This window comes from Cohnella hongkongensis, from assembly GCF_042654645.1.
Taxonomy (GTDB): Bacteria; Bacillota; Bacilli; order Paenibacillales; family Paenibacillaceae; genus Cohnella; species Cohnella hongkongensis.
Map to the genome: position 1 here is coordinate 245,268 of NZ_JBHSEP010000001.1, position 25,330 is coordinate 270,597.

The window sequence follows — 25,330 nt, forward strand, 5'->3', positions numbered from 1 at the left end:
TCCCCGCCTACTCGCGCGACAAGCGGCGCTCCCGGTATTCAACCGGCGACGCGCCGGTCGTCTTCTTGAACAGCTTGCTGAAATATTTGACGTCGTTGAATCCGGCTCTGCCGGCGACCTCGTAGATTTTCAGCTCCGTATCCCGAAGCAGCTCCTTCGCCTTGCCGATGCGCAGCCGAATTAAGTAATCGATGAAGTTCAACCCCGTATGATGCTTAAACTGCAGGCAGAAGTAGTTTTTGCTCATATGGACGTAATCGGCGAGCTGCTGCAGCGTAATCTCCCCCGTGTAATGACGGGAGATATAGGCGATCGCCTTATCGATCAGCTGCTTGTTGCCCCGGTACGTATGCGAGCCGGCGGCGTACGATTTGCGGTAGCCCTTGATCTGGGCGTGCAGCAAGGCGGTCAGCTCGGCTATCGTCTCGCTGCGCTTCAGCTCCTCGAAGCCTTCGAGCAGAACGGTCATTTCCTGCTCGTTCACGAACAGCGCCGTGACGATCTCGAGCGCTTCCTTGCGCACCGCGTCCGGATCGGGCCGAAGCGCCGTCCAGCGGCCGATCCAGCGGCGCACGACCTTGTCGGCCGCCTCCGCGTCTCGGGCGTGCGCGCACGCCTTCAGCTCCTGCAGCAGCTGGCCGGCTGACGGCAGGCCGGACGGCCGATCCGCCGAAGGGAGAGCGGCTTCCGACGCTGCGTATTGTCCGCTTCCTTCATAAAATCTCCGCTCGGCCGCCCTTCCGCTCGCCCCGAACACGCCTCTCAGCTCTTCGACGCCCCCGCCGTGCGCATATCCGATCGTCACCGTCACTCCGAGGCGGCCGCGCCACTTCTCCGCGACGCCGCGAAGGAACGAAGGAGGCGAGCCGCCGTCTCCGGCGGCGACGAGCAGCACGAGCATCCGCGTGCCGACCAGGAACGCGGCGCCTTCCTCGGCCGTCTCGTAGAAGACGCTCTGCATCTCCTCGAGCAGGATGGCCGAGTGGAGCTGTCCGAATCGCTCCTCTGTTTCCCTCAGACCGTCGATCAGCACGGTGCAGATCGCATAGCCGCGCTTCATCCATTCGGGGACCGCCTCCGCGGACAGTCCGCCGTCGTCGTGGGCCAGCGCCCGCTTGACGTCCGACTCGAGCCGCTTGCGGTCGAAGCTCCGCTTCGATATCCGAATCAGCTGCCGGTCCAGGTCGTGCCGCCTCTCCTCCTCGATCTGCCTCAAGCATTTGCGGACAAGCTCCAGCAAGCCTTCGGGCTCGAGCGTCGGCTTCAGCAAATAGTCGACGACGCCCAGCTTGAGCCCTTGCCGGACGTATTCGAAATCGTTGTAGCTGCTGACGAAAATCACCTTCGTCCGCGGATGGCGCCCCAGCGTCCGTCTCGTCAGCTCCAGGCCGTCCATCACGGGCATCTTGATGTCCGTGATCAGAATGTCGACCGGCTCGCTCTCAAGCGCCCGCCACGCTTCCTCGCCGTTGGCGAAATCTCCGACGAGCCCGACGTTCTCCCGGGCCCAGTCGACCGAGGCTTTGATCCCGAACCGGATGACCGGTTCGTCGTCCACGATGGCAACCCGGTACATCTTCATCCCTCCTCCCGCCGCTCGCGTTGCTCCGTCGGCTTGATCAGCGTCATGAAGACGGCCGTTCCGCCCGGGGGCCCGCTTTCGATTCGAATTTCCGAGCCTGGCGGATAGTAGAGCCGAATCCATTCGCGAACGTGCGTCAGCCCGATTCCCGTCATTCCGGAAGGCTCCGCCCCCTGCGGAAGCTCCAGCTTCTGCAGCTCGTCCGGCGAAATCCCGCGGCCGTTGTCGCGAATCACCATACCGATGGCCTGCTCGGTCGCCCATGCGTCGATCCAGATATCTCCTCCCCCTCCCAGAGGGACGAGGCCGTGGAACACGGCGTTCTCGACGACCGGCTGAACGAGCATTCGCGGAATCGGAAACGTCTCCGCCTCGGGAGAGACGTTCAGATGAAGCCGGAACGTCGTGTCGTAGCGAATTTTAAGGATGGACAAATATTGAGCGACGATGTCCAGCTCCTCCCCGAGCGTAACGAAGCTGCCCTTCTTGCCCATGTTTGTCTCGAGCAGCTGCACGAGAGACGCCAGCGCTTCGTAAGCTTTGGCGGATTGGTTGTAACGGACGAGCCACTTGATCGTGCTGAGCGTGTTGAACAGGAAGTGCGGATTGATGCGGTGCATGACCGCCCGCAGCTCGGCCTGGCGCTTGCTCTCCTGCACCTCCCGCACCTCCCGCACCAGCTCGTCGATCCGTTTGATCATTTTATTGAACTGCCGGCTCAGCAGCCCGATTTCGTCCTTCGAGCCGATCTCCGTCCGCGCGGTGAAGTCGCCTCCCTCCGCCACCTTCATCTGCGAGGTCAACTGCTGGATCGGCTTCGTGACCTGGCGGGCCAGGACAAGACCGATCGCGACGGCGAGCAGCGCGAACCCTACCGCCGACGTCCCGATCATTCGGCGCATGCCGGTCAGCTCGTCCGTAATCTCGTGAATCGGCACCGACCCGACGACGCTCCAGCCGCCCGGCAGCGGCTGCTTGATATGATAAAACCGGACGCCGCCTTCTTCATGCTCGAACTCGGCGGCGCGGCCGGACGAGGCCCATTCCCTCAGCTCGGGGTCGGACAACGGACGGCCGATGCGCTCCATCCGACGGTCGATCACAATCGTGCCCGCTTCGTCCACAACGAAAAAGCCGCCGGTATCCCCGAGACGGATTTGTCCGATTCGATCCAAGATTTTGTTCCCGTCGAGGTTGACGAGCAAGTACCCGATATCGGCAAGTGACTCGAAGTCCTTGATCACCCGGGCGACGGGCAGCACGAGATCGTTGATGTCCCCGATTCCGCTGTACGGATCGTAGGAGAGCCGCCCCCACACCGGCACCCCGTCCTTCCGTCTCGCCTGCTTCGCCCATTCCAGATCGTGCAGCGACTGCACGTAGATTTTCGAGAGCTTAAAGGAGCCGCTGCCCCAGCTCGTGCCTTCCTCCCTCAGCACATACATCGTTCGGACGAACGAGTTGGAGCCCACGTAGTTGTTCAGCAAATTGGAGACGTACGTTTTGTAGTCTTCCTCCTCCTCCGGAGCCGGGCTCGTATTGCGAACGGCCTGCTGCAGCTTGACGTCGCTGTACAAAATGTTGGAGGCGTCCGTGCCGGCGAGCATTATCGCAGACAGCGCGTCGGCGGCTTGCCTGACGAGCTGCAGCGAGGACACGCGCACGTTTTTCTTGACGAGCTTGGACGAGGCGTTGTAGAACAGCACGCTCGTCAGCGTCGGGATGAGAATGACGACGAGCAGAGTCGCTATCATTTTCGTTGCCAACCTTCTGCCGCCGCGAAACCTCCGTCCGTTGCCCCAGACGAGCTGCTTCATCCGCTCTCCCCCCGTACGATTATTGTACACGTCCGGAGGCGGGAGTGAAAGCGATTCCAACACGGTGTCCGATATTCCGGAATTCGTTCCCCCGTCAGCCTTTTACAGCCCCTTCGTTAAAGCCCGACTGCACGAATTTTTTCTGGAAGGCGATGTAGATCAGAATAACCGGCAGCAGCGCGATGATCGACGCGGCGAAAATTTGTCCGTAGTTGGTCGCATACTTGTCGTTGAACATCAGAATCGCAATCGGCAGCGTGCGCAGCGCCTCGCTCTTAATAATCGTCAAGGCCAGGAAGTATTCCTCCCACGTCGCCTGAAACACGAAGATCGCGAGCGTTCCCATCGCCGGGAGCGACAAGGGCAAGTAGATATTCCAGTAGATGCGCCAGCTGCCCCCGCCGTCGATCAGCACCGATTCCTCCAGCTCCCTCGGAATGCTCTCGAAAAACCCGCGCAGGAAAAACATGTTGCCCACGACCCCCGTTGCGATGTAGATCAGCCACAATCCGGCGTAGGTATTCACCAGTCCCATATTTTTAATGATGATGAATTGCGGGATGATATTAATGACCGACGGGATCATCATCGTCAGCAAGAACAGCCGGAAGACCCCCTCCTTGCCGGGAAAGGAAAACCTCGCGAATCCGTATGCCGTCAACGAGCTGACGAGCAGCGCCCCCGCCATCGCCACCGACGTGAGCAGCATGCTGTTGCCGAAATATTGGGCGAAGTGGTTTTTGCCCCATACTACCTGATAGTTGACGAAATTGGGAGTGACGCGGAACACTTCCTCCGGCCGGGGCAGCGAGAACGTGGCGGTAAAGAAGGAAGTAAGAATCATATAAATAAACGGAAATACGAACAGCAGCGCTCCGGCCACGAGAAGAGCGTATACGGCGAGCTTCGTCATCCATGGCGTTCGCATGGCGTGTCTCCTCCAATCGTCGTCAGAACAAGCGTTGCTTGCCGATCTTGGTCATCTGGGAATACGTGACGGCGAACACGAGCAGCCCCATCATCACGCCCATCGCCGCCGCTTCTCCGAAGTGGAAGTGCTTAAACGCCTCCATATAAATCAGGCTGGGAATGACCTGCGTCTGATTCATCGGTCCGCCGGCCGTCATGAAATACACCTGCGGGAAAAAGCCGAAAGCGCCGTTCACCAGATTAATCAGCACGAACACGGTAATCGGGCGCAGCATCGGCAGCGTCACGCGGATAAACTTGCCCGTCGCCGAAGCGCCGTCCATGTCCGCGGCCTCGTACAGATCGCGCGGAATGCCCTGCAGCGCGGCCAGGTAGATGACGATTCCCCAGCCGACCGTCTTCCAAATATGAAACAGCCAGATCATGACCATCGCCGACCAATAGTGGCTTTTCCAGGCGACCGGCTCCGACAGAATGCCGACGTTCAGCAGCACGTAATTGACGAAGCCGCCCGACCCGTCGGCGAATAAATATTTGAACAGCAGCGCCACGACGATCCACGACGTCACGATCGGCAAGTAATACAGCGTGCGGAAGGCGACTTTCATTTTCACGAACCGGGTGTTGATGACGACGGCGAAAAAGACGGCGAGAAACCAGTTGATCGGCACGGTGACCGCAACGTTGAGGAACGTGTTCTTCAGCGCGATTATAAACTTGCCGTTCGGATCGTCGAAGACGGCCCGGTAGTTGTCCCACCCGACCCAGGGACTGGCCTGGCCGGGCAGAATGTTAAATTCCTGAAAGCTGACCATGGCGTTCTGGATCATCGGGTAGACGACGAAGACGAGAACGCCGATCATCCCGACGGCAACGAACGGAAGCGCGTTCAGCCATTGCGCCAGTCCGGCGCGAAAGCGGGATTTGTTCGACAGCGTCGCTTGCGCTTGCGTCACGGCTGTGTCCTCCTTCTATAGGATAGCGACGGCCGCGGCGCAAGCTTTCGCGGTCCCGGCCGTCGTCGCAGGCGAACCGATCGTCGAGGCGTTACGGGGCCAGAATCGCGTTCATCTGCTTCACGGCCTCGTTGAGCGCATCGGCCGCCGTCAGCTCTCCGCGGATCGCCTTCTCCAGACTCAGATTGAGAATCGTCTCCATCTCGCCCCACTGAGGAATCGGCGTGCGGGGGAGCGCCGTGTCCAACTGCTCGATAAACGGGCCGATGTACGGATTTCGGCTCGAGTCGATCTCTTGGGCGGCTTCGCGGTTCGTCGGCACCATACCGGCCTCGACCATGATCGACTGCGGTTCCTTGCCAAGCATCCATCTCATGAACGTCCATGCCTCCTCCGGGTGCTTCGAATTGGCGAACGTAACCAGATTCTCGCCGCCTACGACGGAAACGCTGCCTCCCCGGCCTGCGGGAAACGGAGCGCGAACCGTCCGTTCGAGCGGATTAAACGTGTTCTCCGCGTCTCCGAGCAGAATGCTGAAAAACCAGGGGCCGTCGTCGATCATCAAGTATTGACCCGATTTCAGGCCGTCCCACGACCCCGGCTCCCCGCCGAGCAGCGCCGGTATGACCAGCCCTTCGTCGTTCCAGCTTACGATCTGCTGTAGCGCTTCGATGCTGTCGGCGCTGTTCAGGTAGCCGTCCACCTGCGTATAATCGTCGCTCGTCACCTTGCCGCCGAGACTCCAGAAGTAAGGCAGAACGCCCCAGGCGCCGATGCTCGAGATGCCGATGCCCTGCTTGCCTTGGGCTTTAAGGCTGCGGGCCGCCTGCACGAGCTCGTCTATCGTCGCGGGCGCCTGTTCCAGCCCCGCCTCCTTCAGCGTGTCCGCATGATAGATGGCGATCTTCGTGTTCGTGTTGAGCGGCACTCCGTAATAGTCCCCTTCGAAAATGTTCGTCTGCATCGGGCCGTCGAATACGGCGCTCTTGATTTCGTCGAAGCCGGGCAAGCCGCTCAGCTTCTTCAACGCGCCCTTGGAAGCGAGCTCGGGCACCCAAATAATGTCCATCCGCATCAAATCCGGGGCCGCGTCTCCGGCCACCGCCGCGATCACCTGGTCCTTCAGCCCCTCGTACGGCATGCGCGTCAGCTTAAGCTCGATGTTCGGATACTCGGATTCGAACATCGGCTTGATCTGTTCGATCAGCACCTTCTCCTCGCTGTCCGAATAGGTATGCCAATATTCGATCGTCACCTTCTCGACCGGGTTGTCCGAGCCGTCCGGCGACGCGCCCGGACTCGCCCCCCCGCCCGAAGAAGCTCCGTTGTTTCCTCCGCACGCGGCCAATACGAAAATCAGCGCGAACGCCAGCCATGCCGACAGCCTTTTTTCCATCGCTTGTTCTCCCCCTGTTAAACGAGATTTTTGGATAACCTGCTTTGCCCGTTCAGTATGAAAGAAAACGCATGAAGGGGAAACCGCTTACATTCTCCGACAAGGGGGACTCGATTCCTCTCTTGGGCGGGAGACCGTCGAAGCGGACGGCAAAAAGGTGTCGAACGTTCCGAACGGAATCGGAATGTTCGACACCTGAGGGGAGGGCGATTACTCGGCTTCGACCGGGACGGCGGCGCGGGAGAGATGCGCCTGCACGACCGCTTCCAGCAGCCGCTGATTGCGATATCCGTCCTCCAGACCGGCGAAGTCCGGGCGGAGCGGACGGCCGCTGCGAATTCCGTCGACGAACGCCGCCCATGGATTCAGTCCTTCGCTCTCCGGAACGGCGATCGTCTCCGTCACGGTCCCTTGGCCGTCCTCCGCCGGATAAATCCAGACGAGCTCGCGGTCGTTCAGCGTGCTGACGCGAAGCGTTCCCTTCTCTCCATACAGGGCGATCTCGTGCTGATTGCCCGAGCCAAGCGCATTGCGCGACGTCTGGAAGACGCCGATTGCCCCACTTGCGAAGCGGGCGTTCAAGCAGGCGAAGTCGTCGACCCGGACGGCTGCGGGCGCTCCCGTCTTCGGGTCCCTCCGCTGAGGCACGATCGTCGAGAGCATCGCCTGAAGCTCGACCATCCGCGATCCCGTCAAATATTCCGCGAGGTCCATCATATGCGAGCCGAGGTCGCCCAGGGCGCCCGTGCCGGCCACCGCCTCGTCGAAGCGCCACAGAAAGGGCGCATCTTTGACCGTCGCTCCCCAATCCTGCAAGTATTGCACGAACAGATGGTTCAAGCGGCCCAGCCTGCCTTCGGCGACGAACCTCCTCGCATATTGAAACGCGGGCCCGTTGCGGTAAGAGAAGTTGATCAGCAGCGGCATCGGCGAGCGGCGGTACGCCTCCGCCACTTCGCGCGCTTCGTCCAGCGTCCGCGTCAGCGGCTTCTCCGCGAACAAGGGCTTGCCTGCCCCGATGCAAGCCAGCAAAATCGCCGCGTGCGAATCGTTCGGGGTGACCGCAACGATTCCTTCCACTTCCGGGTCGGAGATGAGCGCTTCCCCGGAACGATAACGCCTCATCTCCGGCACGCCTAGCCTGTCGCCGACCTCGGCCAGCGCTTCGGGGCTGACGTCGCACAGGGCCACAATCTTCGCGCCTTCCACCTCCCCCAACCGCTCGATGTGATGCCGCGCCATTCCGCCCAATCCGATAACTCCGATGCCGACTTCCCTGCTCACAGCAATCGCCTTCCTTCTGAGAGTGTTATCGTCATCAGATTTCGCCGCGGAGGGCGATATTCCTCCCCGATTAAGCAAGCCCGGAAGTTTGGACACGGCTTCGGAACGGAGGACTCTCTCGCGAGGCATCGCTCGTGTCTTAGCCGGAAAGCGGTGTTCAGCGCCCCTACCCTGAGCGAAATGCCGATCCTCAGCGAAAAAGAAGCCCTCCGTCCCGCCAACTGCGGAACGGACAGGCTTCTGCCGCCGGTTCTATTAAGGGACAAGGCTTTCCAGAACGTCCTCGACGATGTGCCGGTTTGCGATGGCGCCGGTATACAGCCAGCTCGAGGACGGCGGATACTCGTGGACATTGCCGTTCTTGACCGCCTTGATGCTCTGCCAGATCGGATCCTGAAGCGCTTCGGACCCCGATGAGACGTCGCTATTAATCAGGAAGATATGATCCGCGTCCAGTTCGGTCAGCGCCTCCAGCGATACGGACTTCCAGATGCCGCCTTCGCCCTTGGAGATCCGCTCGACCAGTTCCGGAACGGCAAGTCCGAGATCGCGGTACATGACGTCGCCGCTCGACTGGCTGTCGCTGACCAGCCAGAACGTTTTCGAGACGAGCCAGATCGCCGCAGCCGAAGGACGCGTCTCGTATGCCGCATCAATCTTCTCGCGGGCAGCCTGCAAATCTTCTTCGTACCGATCAAGCACGGCTTGGGCTTCCTCGCTCTTGCCCAGCGCTTCGCCGACCTTCAGCAGCGCCTTCCGCCAATCCGCGTTGACCTCCTGACCGAGGGCGTAGGTCGGCGCGATTCTGGCGTAAGTGTCGTATTTGCCGTCGGCAATCAGGGCTTCGTCCCCGATCAGAATCAAATCCGGCTCCACGCTGGCTACCGCTTCGAACGGAAGATCGTGGGGAATCGTCTGAACGTCCGCCAGATCCGGCTGCAAATACCCCATGGGTGAGCCTCCGACCGACCACTGCGCCACCGGGACGACGCCGAGCGCCACTAAATAGTCTTCCAGATAAGAAGCCAGCACGCGCTGCGGCTCCGCAGGCGCGACCACTTCGTGTCCGAGCGGATCGACAAGCTTGCGTTCGCCCGGCTCCTCCTGCTGAGCCCCTTCCGGCGAGCTCTGTTCCGGCTGCGGCGACGCCTGCTCCGTTCCGGCCGGCTCCGCTGCGGAACCGCCTCCCTCTTTATCCCCATTGCCGCCGCACGCGGCGAGCAGCATCGCCGTCACCGCGACGGCAAGCAGCGCGTACATCGGCTTATTTTTTCGTCTCCAGTCCATCCTTCATGACTCCTCCTGCTTGGCTAAGATCGTCCACCTAAATGAAATCGATTCTCATTATCATTGGACAACTTTATTTTATCAGGCTGAAGACCGTCGTCTATGGATTAAAGTCATTCTTTTCATGCACAAAGACGCATGGCCCTTCGTCCGTCCGCCCATGCTTCAGCAGCAGATCCCGCTGCAGTTCAAGCTGCTTGATCATGGACAGCATGTCGGAGGAATGGAACAGCTGCCGGTCGATAAAATAAATACGGTTGCTGCGGTGGGCCGGAATCGACCTCCATGCCGGATGCCGCATCATTCTTGTCACCCACTGCTCGCTGTCGGGCGTAAACGGATAGCATACAAACATGTGATCTGCCGCATACGCGGGCAGCTGCTCGATCTGCAGCTGGGTAATCATCCCCTTGCCCATCACGCGACGCCGGACGATCTCCGGAGGCTCCAGACCCATCGCCCGATACAGATTATACCCGCCGCGGCCGTGAAATTCGCTGAACACCCAGATGCTCTCGGGGCTGAGCTCGTACAGCCCGACCGACTCCCCGGGGCGAATCACTTCCGAGATTTCCTCCCGAATCTCCTTCGCCCGCTCCCGATAACGGGCGATGCAGACTTCGGCTTCCGCCCGGCGGCCAAGCGCGTCCCCCAGACGCCGCACCCGATCGACCGGATCGCCGTAAGGAACGACCATCGTCGGCGCGACCGTCTGCAGCCTGCCGGTCAGCTCCGGCCCAAGCCAGCTCGGCGCGACAATCAGGTCGGGTCTGGAATCGATGACGGGCTGCATCGAGGTTCGCCCCACGTCTTCGACGCCCCGCAGCTCCTCTCTCAGCAGAACGTGGTTGGTCAGTCCGCCGAAGTAAGAAGCTCCGACCGGCTTGACGCCCAATGCGAGCAGATGACCGATCAAGTCGTAGATCACGACGCGCTTAGGCTCGCGAATATAGGCCTTCGGCGAGAAGCCCGTCACTTGCTTGAACTTGCGGCTCAAATAAAGACCGTTCGAATACCCGACATCGCGGGCGATCTCGTCCAGATTGCTGCGAGTGAGCAGCAGATGCTCCTTCGCCTTGCGGATGCGAATGTCGGCCAAATAGTCCGCGAATCCGCTGCCGGTCTCCTGCTTGAACAGGCCGGAGAAGGAGCGCGGATGGAATCCTGCCAGAGCCGCCATCGAATCCCTCGTAATCTCCTCGTTATAATGCTGCTGCATATAGGCGATGACGTGGCGGATCGCCGTCTGGTGATCCGGCGCCGCAGCCTGGCTCCCGACCGGCTTGCCGCGTTCGCGCAGAAGCAGCAGCAGCTCGTACAGCAGCAGGTCTCTCCGCATGAGCTGAAGATCGTCGGCTTCGCCGCTGGCTGAGGCGGTCAAGAGCTCGCCTACAAGCTCGGCGGCTCTGTACGCCCCGTCAAGCGCCACCGCCCCGTCGTTCATCCACCGGTCTGTCCGCTCCCGGTACAGCCCTTCTTCTCCCGGCTTCTCGGAGCGACGGAGAATCCGGAACCGAACGGCGGCCACGACGAGATGGCCCCGCTCCGCCGCTTGCAGCTCCACCAGCCGGTCCGGATTGGAGAAGAGAAGCGTCCCCGGATGCAGAATCCATTTCTCCCCCTCGATCGCCAGCTGGCCCTTGCCCCCGAGCACGGCGAACAGGCCGTAACCGTCCATCCAATGCCTGTCGGCTCCGTCTGCCGCCTGCAGGACGATCCGCCATGCGCCCGAGCACGTATACAACTCGTTCATAGGCCGGTCATTCTCTCCTTCGAGTCGTTGATCCATGCTTCCTTCAGTGTACACGCAATGTCCGCGTCGAGGCAATCGGACGGGTCCCGCTTGACGCGTGGCGTTTCTCCTTGATGCCGAAATGAATATTGTGGTTGCTCAAAAACTGTATATATAATATACTGTTTATGTCATATACAATTAAAGCAAAGCAGAAAGGAAGGGAAAATCGGGATGAATCCGCTGGCTATTGAAACGAGAGGGTTAACCAAATGCTTCGGCAATCAAGCCGTCCTGCAAGGCGTCGACCTGTCCGTGCCTTCCGGCGCCATCTACGCGCTGCTCGGACCGAACGGGGCGGGCAAAACGACGCTGATCCACATTCTGTCTACGTTATTGCCGGCCGATACGGGAGTCGCGAAGGTAGCGGGGCACGACGTCGCGACGGATCCCGACTCGGTCAAGCATGCCATCAGCTTGACCGGCCAGTTCGCGGCCGTGGACGAGATGCTGACCGGGGAGGAAAACGTGCGGATGATCTGCCGGCTGTCCGGACTCTCTTCGTCGGAATCGCGCGTTCGCACGGAGGAGCTGCTTGAGCAGTTCGATCTGAAAGCGGCCGGCAAGAAAAGGGTGAAGTCGTATTCGGGCGGCATGCGCAGAAGGCTGGATCTCGCCGTCAGCCTCGTCGTCGACCGGCCGGTGCTGTTCCTGGACGAACCGACGACAGGACTGGATACGATCAGCCGGCAAACGCTGTGGAAAGTCATCCTCCGGCTGAAGGAACGGGGCATCACCGTCTTCCTGACGACGCAATATCTGGAGGAAGCGGACCAGCTCGCCGATACGATCTCGGTGATCGCCGGCGGACGCGTCGTCGCGACCGGAACCGCCGCGGAGCTGAAAGCCCGGGTCGGCGAAGACGTGATCGAGCTTCGCGACCGCAGCGAGGCCTTGCTGCGGACAATACCCACGACCGGAACGATCGCCGATCTCCGTCAGTCGCTGTCCGAGCTTGCCGCCCTGTTTCCGGGGGATACGAGGGTCAGCCTGCGCAAGCCGAGCATGGACGACGTTTTTCTCGCACTCACTTCTCAACGTCAGGAGGAATCGATCTCATGAATTCGTCCGTACCGCCGAAGTCGTCCGCGGCTTCCTTCGCCACAGTCAACTCCGTCTTCATCGGCCGGAGCCTGCGTCTGAGCCTCAGAAATGTGGAAGCGCTCCTGATGGCCGTCATTCTTCCGGTTATGCTTATGCTGCTGTTCACTTATGTATTCGGAGGGGCGCTCGATCCGAGCGGCAATTATGTCGATTACGTCGTCCCGGGCATCATTCTGCTATGCGCCGGCTTCGGATCGTCCAGCACGGCCGTCGACGTCTCCCAAGATATGACGAACGGCATTATCGACCGGTTCCGGACGATGCCGATCCACAGCATGAGCGTCGTGACCGGTCATGTCGCCGCCAGTCTTGCCCGCAATCTGCTCGCGACCGCGATCGTCATCGGCGTTGCCTGCCTGGTCGGCTTCCGCCCGAACGCCACATTGGCGGAATGGCTCGCCGCTCTCGGGGTTATCGTGCTGTTCATTCTGGCCTTCACCTGGCTGTTCGCCGCGATCGGTCTGGTGGCGAGCAGTCCGTCCGCAGCAAGCGGATACGGCTTCGCCCTGCTGTTTCTCCCCTATTTGTCCAGCGCGTTCGTATCGACGGAGACGATGCCGAATTGGCTTCAGGGCATCGCCAACCATCAGCCGATTACGCCGGTCATCGAGACGATCCGCGGCTTGCTGACCGGTACGCCGATCGGCGGTCATGCCTGGCTGGCCATCGGCTGGTGCGTGTTCCTCATCCTCGGCTCCCTCCTCTGGTGCCGGTTCTCGTTCCGCCGCCGCTCCGGTCGCCGATAGACGGCAAGAGGCGACTCAATAGCGGTTTATACTACGGCAGATGAGGGACGCTCGAACGGGGCGAATGTGTACGAAAAGTCGACTGCTCAAGAAGGCGGCAATCGATCAAAAGCCAGGAATGGCGGTGCAGGGATCCCCCCTAGCACCGCCATTCCTTTACTTTTTCCGCTTTCCTTCAAGCGAGCTGTCTCCTCAAACGAGAAGATCAACTTTGGGCACAGCCTCTCGTTTAACTCTTCCGCTTGGCGTCCAGGTAGCGCTGAATGCCGTCCAAAATCCGTTCCAATCCGAAGTCGAAATCGTCGCCGACCGTGCTCTCCTGTTCGTTCTCCCCCGCATAAGTCCCTGACATGACGAGCGGATGAAGATAAGGATAGCTCTCAGGCTGCACCAGCTGCTTCAGAGCGGCGCTGTACTCCAGTCCGTTAAACGTGTCCGGATCGGCTCCGGCCTTTAGCGCCTGGTCGAAGTCCCGGCTGATGATGCCGACCGACCGGCTGTAGCTGCTGAGCAGCAGCAGAATCGACATCTTCTCATGCTCGTTCAGCGGAAAGGAGCGCATCGTCCCCATTAGCCAGTCGATGATCTTCAGCGTGTTCGGCATAATCGGGATGGTCGTAACCGGAATATCGCCGAACCAGGGATGCCGGACGAACACCTCCACGCATACGCGCACGTATGCCCGCATCTCCGCTCGCCAATCCCCGTTCGTTCTCTCCGGGAGCTCGATGTCGCTGACGGCGTCGTACATTAACAGAAGAAGATCGTCCTTGCTGGAAAGATAACGGTAAAGCGACATGGTCGTAAAGCCCAGAGAGGCTGCGACCCGGTTCATCGATACGGCGGCAAGACCGTCCCGGTCGGCAATCGCGATCGCCGCGTCGACGATTTTCCGAACGCTTAACTCGCCCTTCGGGCCCCGGGTCGAGGGCTTGACGAGCCCCCAACTCAGCTTGGCGGCATGGGGGAGCTTCTGCAGCGCTGCTTCCTGATCCGTCGGGCTCGAACCGTCTCCGGTATGCATCCGTTCCATCGTTGTCTCCTTGATGTCCCGCGGGCTCCGATACGGAGCGCGCTGAATGTGTATACGATATAAACAGTATACCATAACCGGCTTCCTAAATCCGCGCCGTCACCACCCGACGTCCGCTCGACCGCCGTGGCTGATCTCAGGCGGCCGGCCGAATTTCGAGCAGCTTGCCTGCGGACACGTCGTAGACGTAGTCTCCGACGTACGGTTCATCGTCTTCTCCGGTCCATTCGAACGATACGCGCAGGCGGCGGTCGTCCAGCCATTCTTCGGCCTGGAAATACGGATCCGCCCGAACCTCATGCGCGGTCGCGTCTCCCTCCCATTGTCCGCGTATCTCCTCCAGTCCCGGAAGGGAGATTTCGACGCCGTCGCGCGCGTCGACGACAAGCGTTCCGCCCCAGACGCGCGCCATATAGGAAACGGCAACGTACCGGCTGTCCTCCGACCACCGGAAGGAATGGCTGTAGTATCCCGCCGTCGACCATATCGCTTCTCCCGACGCTTTCCGCACGAGGCGGACGCCCTCGGCCGGATACAAACCTCCTGCGGCAATCGTCTTGTTGACGCCGTACGCTTCGGCCAAGTAAACGCCGTTCGGCGACTCCGCCGACTCGTTGTTCACGCCGAGCTCCGTGATCGAATCCTCTTCAGGGGTTACGCCCCCGTTCGGGGACTCCCAAGCCGCTTCCTCCGCGATTTGGCCCGCGCTTGCGGCGCTTTCGAGCGGATGGGACGCGATTTCGCGGAGTGCGATCCCGTCCTCTCCGCTATTCCCGCCGGAGCAGGACGCCGCAAGCCAACTAGCGGCCATCAGACCGAGCAATGCCGTCACTGCTTTCTTGCGAATCGGAATAAACATGGGGACCGCCTTTCGCCAATGAAGTGATTTCCTATTTGGACGCAGAACATGGGAAGTTAGCCGATCGTCCGCTTCCAGCACGAAGCGCCTCACCGCTTCGATATCCGGTTTTAGCGGATGCTCGAGCCGAGCCAAATACGCTTCGACCTGCTCCTTACCAGACTTGGCCGTTCTCGACTGTGCCATCTCCAAATCCCCTTCCTTGTCCGTTCTACCATCATTATATAGGAAAAGGGAGCTTTCCATTTCTTACCGATTGCGATGAACTTGCCGGAGCCCACGGCCCCATCACCGCGATAAATTCGCCCTGGCCGCATCCAGAATTTCGCTCTTCCGTTCCTCCGGTTTCTTGGAGATTCTCATCGACGCTCCTCCCTGCCTTTTCCTTAGACCGACCGTCGTCTACAGGTAAGCCAACATGTTCCTGACCTCTCGCCAAGCGGATCCGTCAGACCCGCAATCGCGACTCCCCCGTGACCAAAAAAGAGGAGAGCCCCTCGTCGATGGCTGACGATGCGCTCTCCCCGGGCGGACCGGGCAGTATCGGGCCGCTTAGTCTAGAAGAAATCCGGTCTTAAAGATGTCCAGCAAATATTCGAGCGTAGTCGGATCGCTGTAGGTCGAAGACTCCGTATCGATCTCGATGACGCGGCGGTTTTGAACGGCGGGAATGTTTCTCCACGTCTCCGTGTCCATGAAGGCGCCGTTGCCTTCCTTGTTTTTGCTCAGGACGATGAAATCCCCGGCATATTCGGGAATGACTTCATGCGACAGCGTGTAGTAGCCCGGCTCCAAGGCGTCCTGCTCGACTTTCTCCGGCATGCTCAGCCCCATCGCCTGGTACAGAATCTCCGTGCCCCGAGCCCAGTTGTCGCCGAATACGTAGACATCCTTCATGTCGTACTCGAAGACGGATACGGTCACGTCTTCGCCGTACTTCGCTTTGATCTGGTCGCCGGCCGCTTTGGCTCGGCTCGAGAAGTCCTCGATCCAGGCCTTCGTCTCCGCTTCCATGCCGAGCAGCTTGCCGATCTCGAGATGCTGCTGCATATAGTCCAGCCTGCCCCAAGTATAGACGATCGTCGGAGCGATCTCGCTCATCCGGTCGAGGTTGTTCATCCACGAACCGGCCAGGATCAGGTCGGGCTCGAGCTCGATGATTTTCTCCAGGTCGGCGTCGGACACGGTCTCGACGTCGGCCAGCTTGTCGGCGAACAGCGGGTTTTTCTTCGTCCACTCGTCCACGCCGACCAGATTGCCGTCCAGCGAAGCGACGTTCGGCGCGTTCGCCAGTCCGATGATGCGTTGCGGGTTGGCCGGAATCTCTACGGGACCGTTCTCGGATTCATAGGTGACGGTTCCGGGCAGCGCTTCCTTGTTCGCCGGCGCGCTGCTCCCCGGAGCTCCGTCCCTCTCCTGGCCGCCCCCGCATGCGCCAAGTGCAGCGACAAAAAGAAGAACAATGAAAGGGATCGCAATTTTGTTCATGCCGATGTCTCCTTATTCCTTATCTCCATGCTGCCGGCTTCTGCGAGAGCGATGCCGACTTCGAGAATGAGAATCATTTTCATATTAACTATTTCTATCCTATCAATTCTTCGCCAATTGTCAAGGCGATTTAGCGGCGCTCCAATCTTAAAGGAACCGTCTCATCCGCCCATGAAAGCAGGCGGCGAAACGGTTCCGTCGATCTTTATTGAAGACCGTGTTCTTCTCTGATCTTGTACAAGCCCTGCAGCAGCATGTCGGCCGGGTCCCGGTTCAGAAGCAGATGCGTAAACAAGAGATGAAGAGGAATCGCGCAGACGTTGTTGCCGTCCCGGATTGCCGGAAAACCGGTCTCGAATACGGGGCCATGCTCCTGATTCCAGGCCAGCCCCGCGTGGACCCGCTCCGGTGCGAACTCTTCGGTTACGGCTTTGATGCATTGCGGAACCAGGACGTTGTCGATGAGCCCCTTGGCCTCCGCTTCGCTCGAAGGCGGCTTGGGAAACGGCCTTCCCCCCTCCGTCTTCATCAGCTCGATAAAGAAGGAAGCCATCCACTCCGAAGGATTGTTGTTCCCCTGGAACCGGGCGACCAGCTCGCGAAGGAAAAACCCGCACTCGTAGCCGGCGCCCGACTCGTCCTGGACGCGAAAGACAAAGACAGGGCCGTAAATGTCCTGATTCAGCACTTTTCCTTCCACCTGGTCGAAATGCATCCTTAAAGCGACAAGGCCGTTATGATGAACCGCCTTGACCAGCTCGGCGAATTTCTCGTCCTTGTTCGCGGCTTGCGCGTCGTTAGCCGCAGTCGTCGTTTCTTTATTGTCCATAGTCTGCTTCACCCGTTTCCCATCATACCACGAAATGAGCGGTTGGCCCACTCGGAAGGCTCGTCAGGGATAAAATGGATCGCTTTACTCGTCCGGGAGCTACGTCCGGCGCATATACGCTCTGACTGTAATCGGGGCGAACACGGCCACGATGACGGCGGAGCCGATCAGGGAGATGCCGAGGTCCCAGCCCGCGGTTCCGTTGTTGGCCAGCTCGCGGACGGCCGATACGAGATGCGAGATCGGGTTGACGTTCACAAACCATTGCAGCCAGTTCGGCATCGTCTCGACCGGCACGAAGGCGTTGGAGAGAAACGTCAGCGGGAACAGCACGATCATCGAGATGCCTTGAACGCTGGAAGCGGTTCGGGCGATCACCCCGAAGAAAGCGAAGATCCAGCTGACCGCCCATGAGCAGAAAATGACCAGCACCGCCGCCACGGCGACGCTCCCCAGCCCTCCGTCGGGACGATAGCCCATGAGATAGCCCATCGCGAACGTCAGCGCGGTCGCAATGGTATAACGGATCGTATCGGCCAGCAGCGCTCCGGCCAGCGGCGCGATCCGGGCGATCGGCAGCGATTTGAAGCGGTCGAATACGCCTTTGTCCATATCCTCTCGCAGCTGAACGCCGGTGACGATCGAGGTGGTAATGACGGTCTGTACGAGGATGCCCGGAATGATCACCGGCAAATAGCTTAACACGTCGCCGGAGATCGCCCCGCCGAAAATATAAGTAAACATCAGCGTAAAAAGAATAGGCTGCAGCGTCACGTCAAACAGCTGCTCCGGCGTACGCCGGATTTTCAGCAGTCCCCGATAGGCCATCGTTAACGAATGCCGCACCGACTGCCCGAAACCCGTATAGTTTCTTAGCGGACGGGACGCTCCCGCCTTGACCTCCGCCGTTCTCATGCGCTTTCCTCCTCATTCTCCTTTACGGCCTGCCCCGTGATCGTCAGGAAAACCTCGTCCAGCGTCGGCTTCTGCACGCTCACCTCGGCCAGCCGAATCGACTTCGCTCGGAGTGCGACAAGCAGGTCCGTCACCAGGTCCGCATTCGCCATCGGGGCGGTAATGACGCCGGCCTCCGACGATATGCCGGTGGCGGCCTGAAGCACTTGCTCGATCGTTCGGCGCGCTTCGGGAATGTCGCCTGTCTGCTGCACGCGCAAATGCAGCGAGGAGGTGCCCACCGACTTCTTCAGTTCGTCCACCGTTCCCTCGGCGACGACGCGGCCTCGGTCGATGACCGCGATCCGGTCGGCCAACTGATCGGCCTCGTCGAGGTATTGCGTCGTAAGCAGAACGGTGGAGCCGTTCTTGACCAGGCGGCGGATCGTCTCCCACATCTGGGCGCGCGTTCGAGGGTCCAGCCCTGTCGTTGGCTCGTCCAGGAAGATGAGCGGCGGCCGGGCGATCAGGCTTGCCGCCAGATCCAGACGGCGGCGCATGCCGCCCGAGAAGTTTTTGAGCGGTCTCTTCGCAGCCTCCGTCAAGCCGAATTCCTCCAGCAGAGCGGCGGCCTTGCTGCGCGCCTCCGCACGTCCCAGCCCCAGCAGCCGGGAGAAAATAATCAAATTCTCGGTCGCGCTCAGCGACTCGTCCACCGAGGCGTACTGGCCGGTCACTCCGATCAGCTGGCGCACGATCTGCGACTCCTTCACCGCATCGTAGCCGAAGATGCGGGCCGACCCGGAATCCGGCCTGAGCAGCGTCGCCAGCATTCGGATCGTCGTCGTCTTCCCCGCTCCGTTCGGGCCGAGCACGCCGTAGATCGATCCCGCGCGAACTTTCAAGTCCACGCCGTCGACAGCCCGGTTGTCGCCAAAAAGCTTGACGAGCCCGGACGCCTCGACAGCCCATTCGTCATTCTTAAACATCGCCATCCTCCTTCATCTGTTCCACAACTAGAAATTACTCCGCCTTTATGAACGGAGTATGAACATTCGAGCCTCGCCGGCTTCCCGTTCAGCCTTCTGCCTCCATTGTAGGAACTTGCGAAAGGCCGATAAACCTGCCGGAGAGTGGTTTGCGGCTCGGTCTGAGGGAGGAGACGGCAGCTCCCAACGGCGGCGCGGAAACGAATGGCCCGAGGTTTTGCATGCTTCTTCTCTCGAATCGTGATAAAATGCAGAGGATAAAGCGATATCAGATCTGGAGGTGTTCATCCCCGAATGACAACCCGAACGTATGTCTTCATCGGCTCCTATGCGGAGGAGAACGGACCCGGCCTGTACGCCTGCTCCTATGACGGACAGACCGGCTCGCTAACCGTACTGGATCAGGCCAGCGGCTTGTCCAACCCAACGTTCCTCGTTCCGAACGCGGACGCCGGAACGATCTATGCCATAACGGAGCTCAAGGATGAGGAAGGAAAACGGAGCGGCGCTGCGGCCGCGTTCCGCTTCGATCCGAAAGCTGAGCGGCTGCAGCAGCTCAATCTGGAGGCCACGACGCCGGGGACGACCTGTCATATCGAACTGGACCGCACGCGCCGGCTGGCGCTCACGTCAAGCTATCACGGCGGCATGCTGGGCGTATCGCCCGTTCTGGAAGACGGACGCATCGGCCCCGCCGTCCAGGTGCATCGGCACGAGGGCGCAAGCGTGCTGCCGGTGCAGTCGCAATCCAGAGTCCATTCGGCCGTCGTCGACCGGTACAACCGCTATGCGATCGTCTCCGATCTCGGACTGGACAAGCTGTTCGTGTACAAGATCGACGCAGCGGAAAAATCCTTGAGCTTACATAGCGAAACAAGCGTCGCCCCGGGATCGGGACCGCGCCACTTTGTCTTTCATCCGCAGCTGCCGTACGGCTACGGCATTAACGAGCTGAACGGCACGATTAACGTCTACGCGTTCGACGCGGACGCCGGACGGCTGAGCGTCGTCCAGACGATAGCCACGCTGCCGGAGGGCTATGAGGGAAGCAACGCCTGCGCGGACATCCATCTGTCCCCGGACGGCAAGTTCCTCTATGGCTCCAACCGGGGACACGACAGCCTTGCGGTCTACCGCGTCGGCTCGGAGGACGGACGGCTGACGCTGGTTCAGCATGCGCCGACGCTCGGCGGCCATCCCCGCAACTTCGCCGTCTCGCCCGACGGGCGGTTCGTGCTTGTCGCCAACCGCGACAGCCATCATATCGTCACGTTCGCCCGCGACGCGGAGAGCGGCAAGCTGCGGCCCGCCGGCATCGAGCTTGAGGTGTCCCGGCCGATCTGCTTGCGCTTTGCAGCGTTCGCTTAGCTTGCCGCAACGAGGGCTGTCCACCCAAAAGGCGACCGTATGAGGCAGGCGCTTCGCTCTCCCTCCACGACGGTACCGCCCCTGGGAGACAGCCCCTCTTCAGAAAATCGAGAAATGCTTGCTGATTTGCCCGGCGGCAAAGCGAATATGCTCCGGCAATGTCGCCAGATTGATGCGGATAAACCCTTGCGACTTCTCGCCGAACCATTCCCCGTAATCCACGGCAAGCCCGCATTTGTCCTGCACCAGAGCGCGTACCTGGTCGGCGGCGGCGCATTTTCTAAGATCGAGCCAGGCCAGATAGGTGCCTTCCTTCTCGCTGAGCACGGCCTGAGGGAGGCGCACTTCGAATTCGCTTTTCAGCAGCCCGTAATTATGCTCGATCAGGCTCCGCAAGCCGTCCAGCCATTCGCCGCCTTCGCGGTAGCAGGCTTCGGCGGCGATCAGTCCCATTACGCTCGCAGCGGCTTTGTTCACCTGCTTGGCATGCGCGTCGTAAACTTCCCGCAGCCTTTCGTCCGGAATAATCAGATGGGAGTGCAGCAGTCCGGCGAGATTAAACGTTTTGGAAGCCGAATGCAGCACGATCAGATTGGGGTAATGCGGCTTCAGCTTTAAGGCGCTTACGAATTCCGTTCCCGGACGGGCGAAGTCCAGATGAATTTCGTCGCTGACAACTATGACGCCGTGCTTCGCGCAGATCTCGAAGGTCCGGCGCAATTCCTCCTCCGTCCACACTCTGCCGACCGGATTGTGCGGCGAACAATGGATAAACAGCTTCACCCGCCGGGCTACGATCTGCGCCTCGAAGTCGTCGAAGTCCATCGTGTATTCGCCCTCCGTATTGATCAGCTCCGAGCGCACAAGCAAACGCCCGTTGTCCTCAACCGCATGATAGAAAGGATAATAGACGGGCGAGCATACGATCACCGCGTCGCCGGGCTTCGTGAACGCTTGCACCGTCCAGTAGAAGGAATTGACCACCCCCGTCGAGAACCGGATCCAGCCGGGGTCCAGCTCGACGCCGTGACGGGCGCTCATCCAGCCGAACAGCGCTTCGTAATACGAAGCCGGAATCCCGCCGTATCCGAACGCCCCGTGGTGAACGCGATCGATCATCGCCTTCTGCGCCGCCTCGGGAATTTTGAAGTCCATATCGGCAACCCACATCGGGAGCAAGCCGCCCGCTCCGAATCGCTCCTCGACGCGATCCCATTTCACGCAATCGCTGTTTCTTCTGTCCACGCCATAAGCCGCGCAAAATTCCTCAACGCTCCGCATATTACCGCTCTCCTTCCGCTGGTCAGTAGATCAATTCCTGTACATACGGCACCATCGCGATTTGCAGCGCTTCTTCAATCGCCGCGTATCCGGAACGTTCGCTCATTCCGGAACCGAGCCTCAGCCGGCTGCGCGGAGCCACGGCGAGCACGACCTCCCGGCCTTCGCTCAGCTCCGCCGACGTCAGCGGACGGCCGGTAGCCTTGTCGAACGTCATGATCAGATCGGGAAAGGTGCTCAGCCTCTCCCCGTTGAAGTCCACCGCCATATATTCATTCCAGATGTAGGTGCGATACCGGTCGGCTTCCCCGACGATGTCGAATCTGCCCCAATCCAGCCCGCCGCGAATCTCCAGAACGAGACGGGACACCGCCCCCTCGCACACGATTCGTCCGCCCAGCATATCCAGCACGTTGGCGATTTTGTCGCTCGGCGTCGAGCCTCTCATATGCGCTTCGCCAATGGCGCAGGACTGGCTCAGACAGCCCAGCGCCGCGTTTTCGGCCAAATACCTCTTGGTGACCGGATTTCTCGCCACGACGACCAAACCGCCCGCCGCGACAGCCGCTTGACGCACCAGCGCCGAGGCGGATTCTATCGAGCCTCTGGTCCACATCTCAACGCGCCGACTCGTTTGCGGCTTGCCGCCGGAGACCGCCTGCACGGACTCGTAGCCCTTCTCGGCCAGCCGCATGGCCCCCATCGTTCCCAGCGGATGAGCGCGTCCGTTGCAGGCTCCGTCGATCAGCGGAATGCCTTTGAAGGCGGACGGCACGAACGGATTAAAGCTGGAGATGCCGCCCATCTCGTTGGCGATCAGCGCCTTGATCTCTCCCCCCGCGTTTCTCTCGAAGATGTCGATAACGTTCACATAATCCCTGTAATCGATATGCTGGTACTCCGCCGAGGGAGCCCCCACGGCCGAAATGGTCAGCACCAGATCGTCGTCGGCCAGATCGTCAAGCTGAATCAAGGTGGGGGCCGACGGACTCTCGAATGCTTTACGGGCGGTATCGATGCCTATGCGGCTCTCGCCTCCGCCCCCGCCGCCAAGAATGGTCCCTCCGACGGAGAGCGGCATAATGTGACGGCTTTCCAGTGTATTCATGTTTCAGGCTCCCCTATAACGTGATGTGTCTCAAATAGTCCTCCTCTTCCTCGCTGACTACCGGTATCGATTTGATCAGCTTGCGCGTGTACGCCGCGCGCGGAGAAGTAAAGATGTCGTGAGCCGTTCCCGTTTCAATCCGCTTGCCCGCCTGCATGACCACGACATGGTCGGCGGTATTTTTGACCAGCGCCAGATCGTGCGTAATAAACAAATAGGTCAATCCGAGCGTCCGCTGCAGCTGCTTCAGCAGCTCCATGATTCGGGCCTGAACGGAAACGTCCAGCGCCGACGTCGGTTCGTCCAAAATAATCAGTTCCGAATTCAGCGAGATCGCCCGGGCGATGCCTACCCGCTGCTTCTGTCCCCCGCTCAGCATATGCGGATATCGGGCCGCAAAATCGGCCGGAAGCTCGACCAGCTGCAGCAGCTGCCGCACTCTGTCCGCTCGCTGCTCCTTTGTCCCGTAGCGGTGCACGAGAAGAGGCTGCTCCAGAATGCGGCCGATCGTCATGCTCGGATTAAGCGAAGAAGCGGGGTCCTGGTGTACCATCTGCACCTTGCTGCGGTAATAGAACAGCTCTTTGCGGGCCTTCATCGACGAGATGTCCTTGCCCTCGAACAGAAGACTGCCCCCCGTCAACGCCTCGAACTTCATCGCCAACCGGGCAAGCGTCGTTTTTCCCGAGCCCGATTCTCCGACGACGGCGACGGTGGTTCCCTTCGGCACGGCAAACGAAACGTCGTCGACGGCCGCAATCGTCCGGCGTCGGCGTTCGCCTTTGTTTCTGACCGTATAGTGCTTGGTCGCGTTCTTGAACTCCAGCATGACGCTGCTCATCGAGTCTTCACCTCGCTTATACCAGCTTGGGCACGGCTTGCAGCAGCGAGCGGGTATAATCGTGCCTGGGCGCGGAAAACACATCCTTCGTGCTTCCTTCCTCCACCACCCGTCCGTGCTGCATTACATACGTCCGCTCGCCCATCTCCCGGGCGACGCCCAAATTATGAGTAATGTAGATCATCGATATATTTTCATCCCGAACCAATCGTTTCAGTTCCTTGTTAATGCTGTCCTGAACCGTTACGTCCAGAGCCGTGCCGGGCTCGTCGGCGATCAGCAGCCGGGGAGTGTGCATCAGCGCGAGCGCGATGACGATTCGCTGCCTCATGCCTCCGCTCAATTCGAACGGATAGCGGTTCAGCAAGGCGGGCGGGTCCGGCAGCTTCATCTTCTCCAGCAATTCCAGCGCCCGCGCTCTCGCCTCCTGCTTGCGGCGGCGCTTGTCCCGCTGCGAAAGCCCGAACATCCGCCGCATGCCTTGGTAGACATACACGTTTTCCAGCTGCGTCCCCACGGTGAACACCGGATTCAGCGCCGTCATCGGATCCTGGAACACCATGGAAATCTGGCTCCCCCGGATCGCGGACCAGTCCTCGGGTTTATTGTCCAGCAGGTTGCGGCCTTCGAACCGGATTTCACCGCCGTCGTAGATCGTTTGGGCGGCGGGCAGCAGGCCCAGAATCGAGCGTACCGTCACCGTTTTCCCGCTGCCCGATTCGCCGACCACAGTGACCAGCTCCCCGCGGCCGACATGAAGATTAACGTCCTTGATCGCATGGACTCTCTCGTCGTCATTCCTGAAAAAGACGTTCAGTCGACGGATCTCAAGCAGCTTGGCGGCTTGTTCGCTCATGGCTGTCGTCCTCTCTCTTGATTGTTTCCGGCGCTAATCGACCTTCACATCGAAGAAGTCTCGCAGCCCGTCCCCTACCAGATTGCATCCGAGCACGGTGACCAGAATCGCCAGGCCGGGGAAGGTCGTCTGCCACCACATCGTCGGCAGATAGACGCGTCCTTCGGCCACCATCGTCCCCCATTCCGGAGAAGGCGGCTGCGCGCCCAAGCCGAGGAAGCCCAGGCTCGCTCCCGTCAAAATCACGGCCCCCATATCCGTCGAAATTTTCACGATGATCGGAGACAGACAGTTCGGCAATATTTCCCGAAACACGATACGCCACTTGCTGGAGCCGATGCCGACGGCCGCAGACACGTAAGGCTCGTTGCGAAGCTTCAGCACCTCGGCCTGGACGAGCCGCGTAAACCAGGGCCACCAGCCGAAGGAGATGGCGAGCATGGCGTTCATGAGCGAAGGCGACAGCAAAGCCGCGGTCGTCATCGCCAGGATGATCGAAGGCACCGCCAGGAAAATATCGGTGATCCGCATAATGACGGCGTTGACCATGCCCCCCCAGAAGCCGGCGATCAAGCCGAGGGGAACGCCGATCAAGACGGCGATCGCCATCACCATGACCCCCATGACAAGCGAATATCTCGCTCCGAAAACGACGCGGCTCAAGATGTCCCGCTCGACCTCGTCCGTTCCGAACCAATGCGCGGCGCTCGGAGCTTGGTTCATGAAGGCGAAGTTGATTTCGCCCGTCGCGTCTCCCGGATACGGGGCCAGCCAAGGGGCGAAAACCGCGCACACGACGACCAGCAGCAAAATCAGGAGGCCGGCCGCCGTTAGCTTGTTGGACAACAGCTTTTTGATTTTCTTTTTCGCATGATGCTGAACGAGCACGA

General features: G+C 60.3%; 22 protein-coding genes. 3 read left to right on the plus strand and 19 right to left on the minus strand.

Annotated elements, in window-relative coordinates:
• Window positions 1-7 precede the first annotated feature (7 nt).
• The 8 genes from ACFO3S_RS01090 to ACFO3S_RS01125 form a co-directional block, all read right to left on the minus strand.
• Window positions 8-1,576, minus strand: a complete 1,569-nt coding sequence (locus ACFO3S_RS01090; protein ID WP_378091335.1) for a response regulator transcription factor — start codon at window positions 1,574-1,576, stop codon at window positions 8-10.
• 2 nt (window positions 1,577-1,578) lie between these two features.
• Complete coding sequence (locus tag ACFO3S_RS01095) at window positions 1,579-3,399, minus strand: sensor histidine kinase (RefSeq protein WP_378091337.1); 1,821 nt, start codon at window positions 3,397-3,399, stop codon at window positions 1,579-1,581.
• 94 nt (window positions 3,400-3,493) lie between these two features.
• Window positions 3,494-4,327: a carbohydrate ABC transporter permease gene (locus tag ACFO3S_RS01100; protein WP_378091339.1), complete on the minus strand. Its 834-nt coding sequence runs from the start codon at window positions 4,325-4,327 to the stop codon at window positions 3,494-3,496.
• A 22-nt stretch (window positions 4,328-4,349) separates the two neighbouring features.
• A complete protein-coding gene (locus tag ACFO3S_RS01105; RefSeq protein WP_378091341.1) occupies window positions 4,350-5,285 on the minus strand; it encodes a carbohydrate ABC transporter permease in 936 nt (311 codons plus the stop codon).
• A gap of 91 nt (window positions 5,286-5,376) precedes the next feature.
• Window positions 5,377-6,681: an extracellular solute-binding protein gene (locus tag ACFO3S_RS01110; RefSeq protein WP_378091343.1), complete on the minus strand. Its 1,305-nt coding sequence runs from the start codon at window positions 6,679-6,681 to the stop codon at window positions 5,377-5,379.
• A 210-nt stretch (window positions 6,682-6,891) separates the two neighbouring features.
• On the minus strand, window positions 6,892-7,965 hold the full coding sequence (locus ACFO3S_RS01115; RefSeq protein WP_378091345.1) for a Gfo/Idh/MocA family protein: 1,074 nt from the start codon (window positions 7,963-7,965) through the stop codon (window positions 6,892-6,894).
• A 255-nt stretch (window positions 7,966-8,220) separates the two neighbouring features.
• Window positions 8,221-9,252: an ABC transporter substrate-binding protein gene (locus ACFO3S_RS01120; protein ID WP_378091347.1), complete on the minus strand. Its 1,032-nt coding sequence runs from the start codon at window positions 9,250-9,252 to the stop codon at window positions 8,221-8,223.
• A gap of 100 nt (window positions 9,253-9,352) precedes the next feature.
• A complete protein-coding gene (locus tag ACFO3S_RS01125) occupies window positions 9,353-11,005 on the minus strand; it encodes a helix-turn-helix domain-containing protein (RefSeq protein WP_378091349.1) in 1,653 nt (550 codons plus the stop codon).
• A gap of 213 nt (window positions 11,006-11,218) precedes the next feature.
• Here ACFO3S_RS01125 and ACFO3S_RS01130 point away from each other — a divergent pair, with 213 nt between their 5' ends.
• Both ACFO3S_RS01130 and ACFO3S_RS01135 read left to right on the plus strand, forming a co-directional pair.
• Window positions 11,219-12,106, plus strand: a complete 888-nt coding sequence (locus ACFO3S_RS01130) for an ATP-binding cassette domain-containing protein (protein WP_378091351.1) — start codon at window positions 11,219-11,221, stop codon at window positions 12,104-12,106.
• On the plus strand, window positions 12,103-12,894 hold the full coding sequence (locus ACFO3S_RS01135; RefSeq protein ID WP_378091354.1) for an ABC transporter permease: 792 nt from the start codon (window positions 12,103-12,105) through the stop codon (window positions 12,892-12,894). The genes ACFO3S_RS01130 and ACFO3S_RS01135 overlap by 4 nt, the downstream gene beginning before the upstream one ends.
• 229 nt (window positions 12,895-13,123) lie before the next feature.
• Here the strand turns inward: ACFO3S_RS01135 and ACFO3S_RS01140 are convergent, their stop codons facing one another.
• From ACFO3S_RS01140 to ACFO3S_RS01165, 6 genes are all read right to left on the minus strand, one after another.
• Window positions 13,124-13,927, minus strand: coding sequence for a TetR/AcrR family transcriptional regulator (locus ACFO3S_RS01140; protein WP_378091356.1), 804 nt, complete (start codon window positions 13,925-13,927; stop codon window positions 13,124-13,126).
• 136 nt (window positions 13,928-14,063) lie between these two features.
• Entirely contained in the window at window positions 14,064-14,972 is a 909-nt protein-coding gene (locus ACFO3S_RS01145; RefSeq protein WP_378091358.1) for a hypothetical protein, read from the minus strand.
• 366 nt (window positions 14,973-15,338) lie between these two features.
• On the minus strand, window positions 15,339-16,274 hold the full coding sequence (locus ACFO3S_RS01150) for an iron-hydroxamate ABC transporter substrate-binding protein (protein WP_378091359.1): 936 nt from the start codon (window positions 16,272-16,274) through the stop codon (window positions 15,339-15,341).
• A 205-nt stretch (window positions 16,275-16,479) separates the two neighbouring features.
• On the minus strand, window positions 16,480-17,103 hold the full coding sequence (locus ACFO3S_RS01155) for a hypothetical protein (protein WP_378091361.1): 624 nt from the start codon (window positions 17,101-17,103) through the stop codon (window positions 16,480-16,482).
• A 99-nt stretch (window positions 17,104-17,202) separates the two neighbouring features.
• Complete coding sequence (locus ACFO3S_RS01160; RefSeq protein ID WP_378091363.1) at window positions 17,203-18,018, minus strand: ABC transporter permease; 816 nt, start codon at window positions 18,016-18,018, stop codon at window positions 17,203-17,205.
• A complete protein-coding gene (locus ACFO3S_RS01165) occupies window positions 18,015-18,986 on the minus strand; it encodes an ATP-binding cassette domain-containing protein (RefSeq protein ID WP_378091365.1) in 972 nt (323 codons plus the stop codon). The genes ACFO3S_RS01160 and ACFO3S_RS01165 overlap by 4 nt, the downstream gene beginning before the upstream one ends.
• 294 nt (window positions 18,987-19,280) lie before the next feature.
• Here ACFO3S_RS01165 and ACFO3S_RS01170 point away from each other — a divergent pair, with 294 nt between their 5' ends.
• Entirely contained in the window at window positions 19,281-20,354 is a 1,074-nt protein-coding gene (locus ACFO3S_RS01170) for a lactonase family protein (protein ID WP_378091367.1), read from the plus strand.
• A 99-nt stretch (window positions 20,355-20,453) separates the two neighbouring features.
• Here the strand turns inward: ACFO3S_RS01170 and ACFO3S_RS01175 are convergent, their stop codons facing one another.
• From ACFO3S_RS01175 to ACFO3S_RS01195, 5 genes are read right to left on the minus strand one after another with little or no spacing between them, the layout of a single operon-like run.
• A complete protein-coding gene (locus ACFO3S_RS01175; protein WP_378091369.1) occupies window positions 20,454-21,635 on the minus strand; it encodes a MalY/PatB family protein in 1,182 nt (393 codons plus the stop codon).
• A gap of 22 nt (window positions 21,636-21,657) precedes the next feature.
• On the minus strand, window positions 21,658-22,743 hold the full coding sequence (locus tag ACFO3S_RS01180) for an S-methyl thiohydantoin desulfurase domain-containing protein (RefSeq protein ID WP_378091371.1): 1,086 nt from the start codon (window positions 22,741-22,743) through the stop codon (window positions 21,658-21,660).
• 13 nt (window positions 22,744-22,756) lie between these two features.
• Window positions 22,757-23,584: an ABC transporter ATP-binding protein gene (locus ACFO3S_RS01185; RefSeq protein ID WP_378091373.1), complete on the minus strand. Its 828-nt coding sequence runs from the start codon at window positions 23,582-23,584 to the stop codon at window positions 22,757-22,759.
• Window positions 23,585-23,600: 16 nt separating this feature from the next.
• A complete protein-coding gene (locus ACFO3S_RS01190; RefSeq protein WP_378091375.1) occupies window positions 23,601-24,440 on the minus strand; it encodes an ABC transporter ATP-binding protein in 840 nt (279 codons plus the stop codon).
• Window positions 24,441-24,473: 33 nt separating this feature from the next.
• On the minus strand, window positions 24,474-25,328 hold the full coding sequence (locus tag ACFO3S_RS01195) for an ABC transporter permease (protein ID WP_378091377.1): 855 nt from the start codon (window positions 25,326-25,328) through the stop codon (window positions 24,474-24,476).
• Window positions 25,329-25,330: the final 2 nt, after the last annotated feature.